This is a genomic window from Pedobacter sp. UBA5917 (assembly GCF_002432345.1).
GTDB lineage: Bacteria > Bacteroidota > Bacteroidia > Sphingobacteriales > Sphingobacteriaceae > Pedobacter.
Window position 1 is genome coordinate 1 of sequence record NZ_DJDT01000072.1, and the last position, 12,524, is coordinate 12,524.

Genomic DNA, 12,524 nt, shown 5'->3' on the forward strand with positions numbered 1-12,524 from the left:
AAATAAATTCAGCATGACGAAATCTTGTAAAATTACTCGTACTTCAAAAAAATACCGGTATCAAAAATCGTCCATAAGCAGCTGGGTTGACCACACTTTTTTAACGCACCGTTGGCCCAGGTATTACAGGTTTTAAAAATGCTGTAACTGCCTTTGGCTTCGTAAAAAGCATCGCCGATATCATAATGAATATCTGATATAACCCTGATCAGATGCCCCGATTCATCTTTTTTAAACGCACTTAAAATATAATCGATCAATAAAAGGTATTGCGCTTTACTGATCATTATTTTTTTACAGCTGGCATCTTCTCTGATATTTTTGTAATAGGTGGTATGCATCGCTGATGAACTCAAACCGGAAATTGCCCTTAAACCATTGCTAAGTTTCAGGTCCGAAAATTCGGGAGTTTCAAGATAGAATTTTTTATCGCCCCAGCCCATAGCCAGGTATTGATAGGTGCTATCGGCTTCGAGTGTGTTTTGATAACTGATTTCTTTCGTCCAGTTGATTTGCTCGGTAACTGCAGGTACCACAATATCGGTGTGTATGCCATTCGTCATAATGTAAATGGCAATTTCTTTTGGGTTTGTAGGGTTTGAGTTTACCGTTATCCGTGAGCAACAAAATGCGGTAATGAAATAAATTCCGATTAAAGCAATAAAAACAATGCAAAACCTGCCCGTATATTTTAAAAACCTTTTGTTCATGCTGCCCTGGTTACTTTATCTTTAATACAACATCGGTGTTTTTGGTAACCCAAGCAATAAACATCGATTTTATTGATACCGGTATCGAAAAACATGATTTTTTGCGGCAATTACTTATTCCTAATTTCATCGTATGATAAAAGGATTATTTGAAACACATATTTACGTAGAAGATTTAGAACGATCGATAGATTTTTACAGCAATGTTTTAGGTTTAACGCAGTGCCACTACGAAGAAGGGCGAAGAATTGCTTTTTTCTGGATCGGCAAACCCAAGGAAGCCATGCTGGGGATTTGGGAAAAACCAAAAGATGAGATCGACATCAGGCATTTTGCTTTCCGTTGCGATGTGGATGATGTGCTGAATAAATCGGTCCGCTTTTTTGAAGCGAATAACCTCCAACCCTATAATTTTCTTAAAAGCGGCGATCGCGAACCCATGGTTTTTGCCTGGATGCCTGCTTTAGCCATTTATTTTAACGATCCCGATGGACATGCATTGGAATTTATCGCCATTTTAGAAGGTGAGGCCAGGCCAGAGTTAGGCGTGATTTCTTATCAGGATTGGTTAAACAGAGGTATTTAAGATTTATGACCTAATTTTGATGAATAATATGTCTTTAAAGGTCTCTTGCGTACATTTTTCACTCATAGCCGTCCCCCTGAATTTATTTCAGGGTCTATCTAACAGGAAAAATGCTGATCCCGAAGCTTCGGGACAGCATGACGATCGCGCTAGTTCTTTGGGCTTAAAATTATTCAGTAGAATAAAGAATTAATCGAATTGAAGTTTATAGATAGATTACTTAACCACCAAACTTCTGCAAGGCATCGGCTGTTGATGCCAGGAAATTGATGTGTTTGCCATTATTGCTTTCGAAAATAAAATCTTTAATGCTCTTGCTTTGGAGCGTACTAAAATCGCCAACAATAGCGAGGCTTACCCGGTAATTGGAAAATTTCTGAAGAATTTCTCCTGCAATTCCATTTTTAAGGTCGAAGAAATCAGGTGTAATATTTTTTTTGTCGATAATGATTTTATCAAAGCCCTGGTAGTATAAATTTCCCAAAAGGTCTAATCCATCTTCAGCATTATTGATGATCATTTCTTCTGAAATAATTTCGGCAACGTTGATGTTGTTTATCGTGTGGGTCTCTGTTTTCATCTATATATTTAATTTAATTATCTTGGATTGGCAAGATACAAATTCTGTTTTTTATAGAAATCTTTACCGGACAAAGAAAACTGCTCTTCACGCTTGTGTTTAAAAATGAGATAATTGCAACATTATCATAGCATTAAATAGTGAGCGATATAGTAGAAAATCCATTTCAAAACACTATCTTTGCGCCAAATTTGAGGCGCATTTTATGCAAAAGATTAGAAATATAGCTATTATAGCACACGTTGACCACGGTAAAACTACGTTGGTTGATAAGATTTTACACTCTTGTTCTATTTTTCGTGACAACGAACAAACAGGAGAGTTAATATTGGATAACAACGATTTAGAGCGCGAGCGTGGTATCACTATCGTATCTAAAAACGTTTCGGTAAGGTATAAAGATGTAAAAATCAATATCATCGATACTCCTGGTCACGCGGATTTTGGCGGTGAGGTTGAGCGTGTTTTAAAAATGGCCGATGGTGTACTTTTGCTTTGTGATGCTTTTGAAGGAGCAATGCCTCAAACGCGTTTCGTAACGCAAAAAGCTTTGGCACTGGGTTTAAAACCAATTGTGGTGGTAAACAAAGTAGATAAAGAAAACTGTCGCCCTGAAGAGGTTTATGAGCAAATTTTCGAATTGTTCTTTAACCTTGAAGCTACTGAAGAGCAATTGGATTTCCCGGTTATCTACGGTTCATCTAAACAAGGATGGATGAGTACAGACTGGAAAGTGCCAACTACCGATATTTTCCCGTTGTTGGATGCTGTTGTGGCAAATATTCCACCTGCACCGGTTAACGAGGGTACTTTACAGATGCAGATTACTTCGTTGGATTATTCATCTTTCGTAGGTCGTATCGCTATCGGTCGTGTTCACCGCGGTACCATTAAAGAAAACCAACCGGTTACTTTGATTAAACGTGATGGTAAACTGGTAAAATCGAGGGTAAAAGAACTTTATACTTTCGAAGGTTTGGGTAAAGTTAAAGCTACCGAAGTGAGCTCTGGCGATATCTGTGCTGTTGTAGGTATTGATGGTTTTGATATCGGTGATACCATTGCAGATTTTGAAACACCGGAACAACTACCGGTAATCAGTATCGATGAGCCAACAATGAACATGTTGTTTACCATCAATAACTCACCATTTTTCGGTAAAGAAGGTAAGTTGGTAACTTCTCAACGTATTAAAGACCGTTTGATCAAAGAAATGGAGAAAAACTTAGCGTTGAAAGTTATTGAAACTGCTTCTCCAGATTCGTGGTTGGTTTATGGCCGTGGTATTCTCCATTTATCTGTATTGATCGAAACCATGCGTCGCGAAGGTTACGAATTACAGGTTGGTCAGCCACAGGTTATCGTTAAAGAAATCGATGGTAAAAAACACGAGCCAATCGAAACATTGATCGTTGATGTACCTGGAGAAGTTTCTGGTAAAGTAATCGAATTAGTAACACAACGTAAAGGTGAGTTATTGATTATGGAACCAAAAGGCGATTTACAGCACTTAGAATTCGAAATTCCATCACGCGGTATCATTGGTTTACGTAACAACGTATTAACTGCAACTGCTGGTGAGGCAATTATGGCACACCGTTTCAAAGCTTACGAGCCTTGGAAAGGTACAATCCCTGGCCGTTTAAACGGTGTATTGATTTCTATGGAGAAAGGTCAGACTACTGCATATTCAATCGATAAATTACAGGATAGAGGCCGTTTCTTCATCGATCCGGGAGCTGATGTTTACGAAGGTCAGATTATGGGTGAGCACATCCGTGATAACGATTTAGTGGTGAATGTTGTTAAAGGTAAAGCCTTAACCAATATGCGTGCATCAGGTACTGATGATAACACCCGTATTGCACCTGCAATTAAATTCTCGTTAGAAGAGGCTATGGAGTATATCCAGGCTGATGAGTATATCGAGGTTACGCCAGTGAGCATGCGTTTACGTAAAATCTTCTTAACAGAGCAGGAACGTAAAGTTAAAGGAAAGCAGTTCGCTTAAGACCCTAAATTCCCTAAAGGGGACTTGGAAAAAATATCAAAGCCTCGGTGTAAACCGGGGCTTTTTGCGTTTTAGAATTTAAGTAGTAGGATTAATGATTTGCATAATCTTAAGGTATGCTTATAATAGTGTCGTCACCCTGAATTTATTTCAGGGTCTTGTAAAAAGAAGTAAGATACAGGCTAATTTATTTCAATACCTGAGTCACCTGAGCGCATCTGAGTTGGGAAGATAAAGTTGTAATATTTCAAAAGCAACTCTATTCCTTGAAAAAAATAAGGAAGGTAGTTATAGTATTTTTATTAATGACTCTTACTGCTAAACCACAATGAAATAAGCGACTGTACAGGATTTAGGTTTTTGAATATATGTAGCTATTCTGTTAAATAAAATTTTATAGGGAATATCACTTTACTGGCAATCTTTTTCCGTGTTCCTAATTCATATGCTGGAATCCATTTAGGCATTAGTTTTACAACTCTTAAAGCCTCATTATTTAAAAATTCTCCACCTGGTATTCCTTTTAAAATTTTTGGCGACTTAATGGATCCGTCCTTATCAATAACAAGCTGAACATAGATTTTTCCCTGGCCACACCAATCTGGGTTGGGCCATTTCAAATTTTTGGATAAAAAAATCTGCAGTTTCTGTGTTCCACCGGGGAACTTTGCCGGTATTTCTAAACCAGCATCATCCGCATAAGGATATATTATTGCTTTATCTTTTGGTTTTTGTACAGATGAGTCTTTCCAAAAAAGTAATAGCGTTATAACTGTTAAAATCCTGATCATTTTTGAAACTTGGTTGCTTATATCAGGATTTATTTTAATTGAAATTCCATAATGTAAAACGTTATTGGGATTCTTTCTACCTTGCATTCAAATATTACATCCATGCAAAACTACCTCCAATCATTCAATATTCTTTTACCTTCCGAAATAGATGCTTTTGTGGTAAATGCTACACCAAGGAAATTAAAAAAAGGAGAATTTTTTATTACGGAGCATCATATCTGTAGAGAGATCGCTTTTATTAAATCGGGTATTTTGCGTTCTTATTATACCTCTGCCAATGCCGAAGAGTATACCTACTGCCTTACATTTCCCAACCAGTTTATGACGGCTTATTCATCGCTGATTACCGGAAATCCAACTGTCGAAAATATCCAGGCGATGAGTGATGTAGATTTAATGATCATTAAAAAGGAAGTTGTTGATGATTTGGCCGATTCGAGCATAAATGGATTAAAATTGTTAAAAACCATAGCCGAACAACAATATCTCCATTTGGAGAAGCGGATTTTTATGTACCAGAAAGATGCCGCCAAAGAACGTTACCTGGAACTTTTTAAAAGTTATCCCGATTATATCAAACAGATTCCGGTAAAATACCTCGCTTCTTTTCTTGCTATTACGCCGCGGCATTTAAGCAGGCTGCGGAGAGAAATTATTTGAGGACATTTGTCTGCCTGTTGAGCAAAAAATCGAAGTTAATTTTGTGTTGTAAATAAAAACAGCATGAAAAATATCTTAATCATAAATGGCCACCCCAATAAAGCCAGTATCAATTTTGCCCTTGCAGAAGCATATTACAAAGGCGCAGTAGAAGCTGGTGCAAATGTTTCGATAATCCACATCGCCGATTTAACCTTTAACCCCAACTTACAGTTTGGTTACCGGCAGCGGATGGAGTTGGAACCCGATCTGTTAAGCAGCTTAGAAAAAATTAAAGCAGCGGATCATCTGGTTTGGGTGCATCCGGTATGGTGGGGCGGTATACCTGCTTTGATGAAAGGTTTTATCGACCGTTTATTTTTATCGGGAATTGCCTTTCAATACCGTGAAAACAGCGTTTGGTGGGATAAGTTATTTAAAGGCAAAACTGCCCGGATTATTACCACTTTAGATCAACCATCGTGGTACTACCGCATGTTTTTCGGCCGGCCAAGTGTTAATCAGCTAAAGAAAAGTGTACTCCAGTTCTGTGGGATAAATCCTGTTAAAGTTACCTATGTTGGGATCGTTAAAAAATCAACCGAAAAGCAACGTAGGAAGTGGATTGATGAAGCATTTAAGCTGGGTGAAAATTTAAGTTGACATTTTGTTTGTCTCTTGGTTATTAATAAGTTACGTTAATTTTTGTCAGTAGTGTTTCATAAAACCTGTGGGAATAAAAAACTAACAATTTTATGGCAATTGATATTTGATTCATCTGTAACTTTGCATGTTGTAACCAAAACACCGTAATGCAATGATTAATAAAGCGTTATCCAAAGCGGGTATATTTTTATTGAATTTACTCTCTCTTTTACCGCTATTCATTTTATACAGATTGGCAGATGCTTTTTATGTGCTGATTTTTTATGTTTTTGGTTACCGCAGAAAAGTGGTTAAAGAAAACTTGGTTAATGCCTTTCCCGAAAAAAGTACTACCGAAATCAAGGCAATAGAAAAAAGGTTCTATAAATTTTTGGCCTCACTTTTTATCGAGGTGATCAAAATGAAGAGTATTTCTAAAAAAGAACTCAATAAGAGGGTTAAATTTAAGAATACAGATCTTGTAGAAGCCTATCTAAAAAATAAAGAAAGCGTTCTTTTTTGCTCTGCACACTTTGGTAATTACGAATGGGTTTGTATGGCCATTGGCCTGGCTTTTTCAGGAGAACATTACCCGATTTATAAACCTTTGAGCAGCGATGCTTTCGACAATTGGTTTTTGGATATGAGGAGCAGGTTTGGTAACCACATGGTATCGATGCGCCAAACCTTAAGGGCCATCCAGGCGAGTAAGAACGAAGCAACCATGTTTACCTTTGGGAGTGACCAGGCACCTTCGAGAGAGGACTCGACCTATTGGACAATGTTTTTAAACCAGGAATCTTCCATTCAACTGGGCGTAGAAAAAATTGCAAAAAAAACCAACCGTCCTGTTTTTTACCTTAAAATTAACACCATAAAGAGGGGTTATTACGAGGTAGATTGTGTTCCGATCTGTTTAAACCCAACAGAAACTGCCGAGTTTGAAATTACTGAAATGCATACCCGCTTTTTGGAAGATATGATCAAAGAAGCACCTGCTTATTGGTTATGGAGCCATCGCAGGTGGAAATACAAACGTGAGCCTAGGGCAACTGATGCCGTATCGAAAGATCAGAATGCGATGGCGTAATCCATTTGTCGGAAATTAAAATCTAACATTTTTGTGGCATAATTCTTTGTGGTGCTTTTTAATTTAGCATTTCAACTAATATGGTATGATTAAAAAGGGCATTTCCCATTTGGGAATATTTTTTTTAGGCGTATTATCTCTGTTTCCACTATCTGTTTTATACATTCTGGCCGATGGGGTTTATTTACTGCTGTATTTTGTTTTTGGCTACCGGCGCAAGGTAGTGAGGGCAAATTTATTGAATGCGTTTCCAGATAAAACCCTGGAAAAAATTGTGGTTATCGAAAAACGTTATTACCGGTACCTGGCATCATTGGTATTCGAAATTGTTAAGATGAGCAGCATTTCAAAAGCGGAAATAGAAAAGCGTTTTATTTTTAAAAATAAGGAGCAGGTTCAGGCCTATTTAAACCGGGGCGAAAGTATACTCATCTGTTCGGCCCATTATGGTAACTGGGAGTGGGGCACAATGGGCATAGGACTTAATTTTGCTGCGGATCATTATCCTATTTATAAGCCCTTATCAAATCCGACATTCGATAGCTGGTTTAAAAAAGTACGTAGCAAATTTGGTAATAAACTCATCGCCATGCGGCAAACCATGCGCGCACTACAGGCCAGTAAAGGCAAACCAAGTATGTTCAGTTTTGGTAATGATCAATCGCCTTCAAAAGATGAATTACATTACTGGACAACTTTTATGCACCAGCATACTTCGGTTCAGCTGGGGATAGAAAAAATTGCAAAACGTACCGGTCAGCCGATATTTTATTTTAAGATCAATGTGTTAAAACGTGGCTTTTATGATGTGGATTGTATTCCCTTATGCTTAAATCCTGCAGAAACCGCAGAATTTGAAATTACAGAAATGCACACCCGTTTTTTAGAGCAGATGATTAAAGACAAACCCGAATATTGGTTGTGGAGCCATAAAAGATGGAAACACCAGCCCAAACCGGAACTTCTTTTTACCAGAAATGAAATGTTAAAACAGGCATAATATTTATATTTGTGCACATAACGCCTGTAAATGAAAACGTTCAAAAAAATATTGCTACTGCTGATTTATGCATTCTTTTTATCATTATTTGCCTTATTTCTCTGGAAACCGTACCTTTTAAATGTATTAAAATATAGAACGCCCAGTGCCGAAACCTATAAAATTTTTCCACAGGAAATTTCGCATAAAAGTGATGCTGTTTATCATTTTATCAGATCAGCAAAACCACGCAATGATTTAGATACTTTGCATGTGCAGGATGGGAATAACCAATCCATTCCCTTAAAAACGTATCTTAAAAACGGACAGGTTAATGCTTTTATCGTAATCAGGAATGATAGCATCCTGTACGAAAAATATGATAAAGGTTATAGCGATAGCACTTTAAGTACCATATTTTCGGGAGCAAAGAGCATGATTTCCATTATGATTGGGCAGGCATTGGCCGATGGCAGTATTAAAAGCCTGAACGATAAGGTAACAAAGTATATTCCCGAATTAAAGTCGAATGCTGCTTTCGAACAGATTACCTTAAAAAATCTGTTGGATATGAAATCGGGACTCGAATTCCAGGATGCATTGGGCGGGATTGTAAAAGCATTTTTTTCTGACGAGGCCAAATATTATTATACCGATGATATGGGCGCGCAGCTGATGAAAGTTAAACTGGTAAATAAGCCGGGCACGGTTTGGGTGTACAAAAGTATCGATCCGATTTTACTGGGCTGGGTTTTAAAAAAGGCAACCGGGAAATCGGTAGCCCAATATTTCGAAACCAATATATGGAAACGGATCGGGACTGAATATAACGCAACCTGGGGCTTGGATCAGGCAAACGGTTTAACCAATACGGCCAGCCGCTTTCAGGTAACCGCAATAGATTTTGCAAAAATTGGGCGTTTGTACTTAAAGAGGGGCCGATACAATGGAAAACAGATCGTTCCCGAAAGCTGGGTTAATCAATCGGTTAATATTGGCAATGAAAAACCTGCATCGGCTAAGGGATGGCAAAAATCGGCCCATCATTACCTTTGGTGGATTCCGCAGGAAGGAGATAAAGGTGATTATGCTGCTGAAGGAATGCTAGGGCAAAGGCTGTATATCGATCCGAAAACAAATACCATTATTGTGCAGTTTGCCGATCATGGCGCAGGGAATTATCCTTACCGGAAAATCAGCAGGTATTTAAGTGGTTTGCCATTTAGTTATCCGAAGGAGTAACCGCAAAGCACGCAAAGAAAACAGGCGCAAAGCACGCCATGTAGTTTTTGCTCCGCGTTCTTTGCATAAAACCCGACGTCCTTTGCGGTAGAAAAAGAAAGTACCTCACGTTCTTTGTTGTTAAATTTTTAAAACTGTACATTGCTTCTGCATGGAAAACAACGATGTAAAAATTTCAAAAAAGAAGCCGATTTTTCCGGTTACACCTGCGCTGCAGAAATACCTGCGTACCTATCAGCGCGAGGCGAAATTGCCCATCGGCTACAACGATCTGATGCAGTTTAACGAAGCTTTTCCGTTAATGGATAAGTTTGGTAAAGATTCGCTTTGGGAAGGGCCTATTTATGCACAGGATTTAATCGAACCACTGCATGAGGGTTTAAAAGAAATTTATGCCAACCTAAAGGCATCCGGTAACCTGCGGATTGTGGAGCATAAATACATCGATAAAATTGAATACTGCACTTTTGGAAATACGCATCCTTTCCGCATCAGGATTGTAAACCGTTTAAATGATGTTTACGATTATTTCTATATCAAAAAGGCCGATGCATCGCGTATTTATGGTCTGGAAATGGAAGAAATCCTTTCACCCAATCAGGTAAATTACCTGGTTGATGGTAATACCCTGGTGGAGGAACATATTGCCGGTATTCCGGGCGACGTTTTTACCAAAGGACAGCTTTATACTCCCGAATTTAATCCTACCCGTATTGCCAAAGAATTTGTAAAGTTTAATGAGCGTTGTTTGATCATGCTTTTAGGCGATATGCGTGCCTATAATTTTGTGGTGCAAATTACCCCCGATTTTGATGACATACAGTTCCGCATCAGGGCTATAGATTTTGATCAACAGTTTTACGAGGGGAATTTAAAAGTTTATCTGCCTCAGTTTTTTAAGGAGAATTTGCCTTATGTAAAAATGAGTATGGAGCAGTTAACCGAGAAAACGGTATTGCAATATCAACAGGAAGAACGCTCGTCGATTGTGCACCGGGTGAGGAGCGAGCGCCACCGCTTAACTGATCTCCGTGATGTTTCGAATAAGGAAGAACTTACTACGCCCGAAAATATCGCTTTGCTAAAACAGGGGATGAGTGATTATTTTAAAGATATAAATTACCTGCGCTGTAACACCATGACTGATATTATTGAACTGAACATTAAAAATATCATCAGGCAGGTTAAGTTGTGAGTGGTGTTGTGTTTAGTGGTGTTGGACCTTTAGTTAATATATTATTTTTTACAATCTATTATTAGTGTCGTCACCCTGAATTTATTTCAGGGTCTTTATAGCAAGATAGATGCTGATCCCGAAGCTTCGGGACAGCATGACGATCACTTTAAGTAAAGACTCAAAAATAATCTTTATAGTTCAAAATAATCTAAACGATACACTAAAAGTGTTCAAAATAAAAACGGCCGGCAAATTGCCAACCGTTTTTGAGTGAATCTAGAAAGAGCGTCCAAAGTTTTTAAGCGTGCTGCCCTTCATGAACACCTTCGGCAAATTCCTCTACAATTTTATCGTTAAAAGCGGGTAAATCTTTCGGTGTACGGCTGGTAACCAATCCCTGGTCTACCACTACTTCTTCATCTGACCAGAGTGCACCGGCATTGATCAGATCCTGGGAGATGTTTTTTACCGAAGTTAGTTTTCTGCCCTGAACCACATCGGCATTGATTAAAGTTTGCGGACCATGGCAAATTGCCGCAACCGGCTTACCGTCGGCAAAGAAAGATTTTACAAAAGCTAATGCATCTTCGTTAACACGCAACTGATCCGGATTAATTACACCGCCCGGTAAAAGTAAACCGTTATAGTCATCGGCATTTGCTTCCGAAATGGTTTTGTCTACATCAACTTCTATCGACCAGTGATCGTGGTCCCAAGCTTTTATTTTTCCGTTTTTTGAGGAGATAATGTGAACGGTGGCTCCTTCTTCTTTTAACCTTTTTACCGGTTCGGTTAATTCTACTTCTTCAAATCCGCTTTCTGAAAGTACAGCAATAATGCGGTTACTTAATTGTCCCATAATCTTTAAAGTTTTTAATAGGTGATATATTAAAAGACAGTTGGGGGAAATTATTGTTTCAGAAATCTGAGATTAGGGGATGTACCTAGATGTCGTCATTTCGAGCGTAGTGCAACGTAGTCGAGAAATCTGTCTCGAGATAGATCTCTCCGTTCCGCTGCGCTTCAGTCGAGATGACGATATTTTTTGTTAAGCCTGTTAATGGTAGTGAAACACAGAACTAGTCATTCGTTCTGCGGTGTTTCACAAAATACAGGGCTAAATTACCTGCAATAATGATATGGTTAAAGATGTTGGGTAACAAACCGTAGTATTTAGTAAAGATTTTAAAACGTTCTTTTAAGCTTTCGCGGTGTTTTTTTTTGCTCATGCCACCAACCAGGTATTTGGCAACATAACGGTGAACATTAACAATATTTGAAGCTTTTTTTGCGGCTTTGATAATCCAGTCGATATCCGAACTGTATTTATAGGTTAAATCGTAAGGTGTAACAATGCTGCGGCGAATATAAATGGCCTGGTGACTGATGCTCATGCCATATTTAAAGCTGGTCCAGTCAAATTCTTCAGGTGCTTCATGTCGTCTGCGGCCCAGGTTTTCCCAGTTGTCATTGTACATCTCGGTTTCCCCGTAATAAATATCGGCACCTGGCACTGTGGCAAAAACGTCTTCTACCGTATTTTCATCATAAATTTCATCGCCAGAGTTCATAAATAAAACATAATCGCCGGTAGCTAAGGCCAAACCCTTGTTCATGGCATCATAAATGCCCTTATCTGGTTCGGAAACAATTGTAGAAATGCGGTCTTTATAACGCTCAACAACCTGCAAAGTACCATCTGTTGATGCTCCGTCTATTACGATATATTCAATTTTTTTATAAGTCTGTTTAAGGATAGATTGGATGGTACGTTCGATATCGCGAACGTTATTATATACAATGGTGATGATGGTTAGCTTTGGCAAGGGTTGGGTTTTTGGATTGGAGTAAATTTAATAAAGATTGCGCAAATTTTTCTGTCCGGTTGTGAAAATGAAATTTGCTAAACATTTGTGGTGTTGAGAAACAATTTAGTTTGTAGTGTCAATATAAATGATCACTTAATGTAAGCACTCTATTAGAATACAAGAGATCGTCATTTCGAGCGGAGTGCAACGTAGTCGAGAAATCTGTCTCGAGGTAGATCTCTCCCTGCCCGAAGCAGGCGGGC

Annotated in this window: 13 protein-coding genes; 8 read left to right on the top strand and 5 right to left on the bottom strand. The window is 38.5% G+C overall.

Annotated features, from left to right (window positions below; translation table 11 throughout):
- Positions 1–32 precede the first annotated feature (32 nt).
- Positions 33–710: a TIGR02117 family protein gene (locus B2V92_RS04550; RefSeq protein ID WP_293305115.1), complete on the bottom strand. Its 678-nt coding sequence runs from the start codon at positions 708–710 to the stop codon at positions 33–35.
- Positions 711–843: 133 nt separating this feature from the next.
- Here B2V92_RS04550 and B2V92_RS04555 point away from each other — a divergent pair, with 133 nt between their 5' ends.
- Positions 844–1,296 carry a VOC family protein gene (locus tag B2V92_RS04555; RefSeq protein ID WP_293305116.1) on the top strand — a complete coding sequence of 151 codons (453 nt, stop codon included), beginning with the start codon at positions 844–846 and terminating at the stop codon, positions 1,294–1,296.
- A gap of 220 nt (positions 1,297–1,516) precedes the next feature.
- Here the strand turns inward: B2V92_RS04555 and B2V92_RS04560 are convergent, their stop codons facing one another.
- On the bottom strand, positions 1,517–1,876 hold the full coding sequence (locus B2V92_RS04560; RefSeq protein WP_293305117.1) for a DUF4180 domain-containing protein: 360 nt from the start codon (positions 1,874–1,876) through the stop codon (positions 1,517–1,519).
- Between the two features lie 205 nt (positions 1,877–2,081).
- Between B2V92_RS04560 and typA the strand changes: the two genes are divergently transcribed.
- Positions 2,082–3,887, top strand: coding sequence for a translational GTPase TypA (gene typA, locus B2V92_RS04565; RefSeq protein WP_293305119.1), 1,806 nt, complete (start codon positions 2,082–2,084; stop codon positions 3,885–3,887).
- A gap of 374 nt (positions 3,888–4,261) precedes the next feature.
- On the opposite strand, the gene B2V92_RS04570 is transcribed toward typA, so the two are convergent.
- Positions 4,262–4,765 (bottom strand): energy transducer TonB, encoded by a 504-nt coding sequence (locus B2V92_RS04570; RefSeq protein WP_293305121.1) that lies wholly within the window; start codon positions 4,763–4,765, stop codon positions 4,262–4,264.
- Between the two features lie 15 nt (positions 4,766–4,780).
- Between B2V92_RS04570 and B2V92_RS04575 the strand changes: the two genes are divergently transcribed.
- The 6 genes from B2V92_RS04575 (at position 4,781) to B2V92_RS04600 (ending at position 10,471) form a co-directional block, all read left to right on the top strand.
- A complete protein-coding gene (locus B2V92_RS04575) occupies positions 4,781–5,341 on the top strand; it encodes a Crp/Fnr family transcriptional regulator (protein ID WP_293305122.1) in 561 nt (186 codons plus the stop codon).
- Between the two features lie 63 nt (positions 5,342–5,404).
- Positions 5,405–5,983: an NAD(P)H-dependent oxidoreductase gene (locus tag B2V92_RS04580; protein ID WP_293305123.1), complete on the top strand. Its 579-nt coding sequence runs from the start codon at positions 5,405–5,407 to the stop codon at positions 5,981–5,983.
- Positions 5,984–6,137: 154 nt separating this feature from the next.
- The gene (locus tag B2V92_RS04585; protein ID WP_293305125.1) at positions 6,138–7,055 is read left to right on the top strand and encodes a lysophospholipid acyltransferase family protein; all 918 of its coding nucleotides are present in this window, start codon (positions 6,138–6,140) and stop codon (positions 7,053–7,055) included.
- 85 nt (positions 7,056–7,140) lie between these two features.
- Complete coding sequence (locus B2V92_RS04590) at positions 7,141–8,055, top strand: lysophospholipid acyltransferase family protein (protein ID WP_293305126.1); 915 nt, start codon at positions 7,141–7,143, stop codon at positions 8,053–8,055.
- 30 nt (positions 8,056–8,085) lie between these two features.
- On the top strand, positions 8,086–9,276 hold the full coding sequence (locus tag B2V92_RS04595) for a serine hydrolase domain-containing protein (RefSeq protein WP_293305127.1): 1,191 nt from the start codon (positions 8,086–8,088) through the stop codon (positions 9,274–9,276).
- Positions 9,277–9,427: 151 nt separating this feature from the next.
- Positions 9,428–10,471, top strand: coding sequence for a hypothetical protein (locus tag B2V92_RS04600; protein WP_293305128.1), 1,044 nt, complete (start codon positions 9,428–9,430; stop codon positions 10,469–10,471).
- A 280-nt stretch (positions 10,472–10,751) separates the two neighbouring features.
- On the opposite strand, the gene B2V92_RS04605 is transcribed toward B2V92_RS04600, so the two are convergent.
- Positions 10,752–11,312 (bottom strand): type 1 glutamine amidotransferase domain-containing protein, encoded by a 561-nt coding sequence (locus B2V92_RS04605; RefSeq protein WP_293305129.1) that lies wholly within the window; start codon positions 11,310–11,312, stop codon positions 10,752–10,754.
- A 220-nt stretch (positions 11,313–11,532) separates the two neighbouring features.
- The gene (locus tag B2V92_RS04610) at positions 11,533–12,279 is read right to left on the bottom strand and encodes a glycosyltransferase family 2 protein (RefSeq protein WP_293305130.1); all 747 of its coding nucleotides are present in this window, start codon (positions 12,277–12,279) and stop codon (positions 11,533–11,535) included.
- Between the last annotated feature and the right edge of the window lie 245 nt (positions 12,280–12,524).